The 1,090-nt window shown below is 43.8% G+C and carries 1 protein-coding gene; it reads left to right on the top strand.

Going from position 1 to position 1,090, the window contains the following annotated elements:
* A partial coding sequence (locus tag A3762_RS04295; RefSeq protein ID WP_156493228.1) for a GGDEF domain-containing protein occupies nucleotides 1–963 on the top strand: 963 nt, incomplete at its 5' end.
* Nucleotides 964–1,090 lie beyond the last annotated feature (127 nt).

The raw sequence follows: 1,090 nt of genomic DNA, 5'->3' as shown, positions 1-1,090 counted from the left end.
TGGTATGAACTGCCTCCAACATTAGAAGATCTAAGTAATCTGATCATCGCGTCAATGGGGAAAGGCCAGCGTCAGTTTGAAACCTTTTTGCATGAGTTGGATCAACAACTTCAGGTGATGACAGATTTCTTATCAGGGCATGATGAGAGAGATCAAACGTGGTTGGACTTGAGTAAACAACTTGAACAGAGCGTGAATGAAAAACGCATCGCGCTTGAATTGAATGCCGATGGGCAGCCTATCCCTGAACTTGAAAAGCAGTTAAAAGACTCGATTCGCGAGCACCTCGAAGACATTTCAGACATCGCCGTTGAATTCGTCAAACGCGGAGAAAAACTCAGCGCTGGTTTTCAGCCAGAGTTAGAGGCAGTGCAGCAAGGTGTTCAAAGTTTGTTGCTTGAACAAAAGAAGTTACGCTCTCAACTCGAAGAAGAGCGTCACTCAGCACTCGAAGATGTACTCACAGGATTGGCAAGCCGCGAAGCCTACGACGAGCGTTTAGAGTTCGAATATTTACGTTGGCAACGCTACAAAAAGCCGGTGGCACTTTGTGCGGCAGATATTGATCATTTCGATTCAATTAATGAACGCTATGGACATTTATCTGGTGATAGGACTCTGCAGATTATCGGTAAAGAACTTAAAGAGCGTATGCGCAAGACTGATTTTGTTGCGCGTTATGGCGGCGAGAAATTCATATTTATTCTGCCCGTTACGAAAATAGATGTTGCTGAGCAAGTGATGGAAAAGTTGCGTAAAACGATTATGTCGTTGCCACTTCATTTTAGAGCGCAGCGCGTTAAGTTAACCGTCTCATTTGGCTTGGTTGAGTTTCATGAGTGTGAGCATTTTTCAGAATTAAGCGTTAAAGCTGACCAAGCATTAGCGCAAGCAAAGAGACAAGGTCGAAATCAAGTATGCGTATGGCATGCAGAGGCCGATAAGAAGAATAGTGAAGAGTAAAGAGGTGGGTGATGTTCGAATTAACTTTCTACGGTGAGTTACAACCTGGTGCGGATTTAGACGACTGTAAAGCTAAGCTTGCGCAGTTATTTAAAGCCAATCCTGCACAGATCGAAAAAATGTTTTC

The sequence above is a fragment of the Oleiphilus sp. HI0125 genome (genome assembly GCF_001635355.1).
Note: the sequence above shows the minus strand (reverse complement) of the source record. Positions and strands in the feature narration are given on the sequence as shown.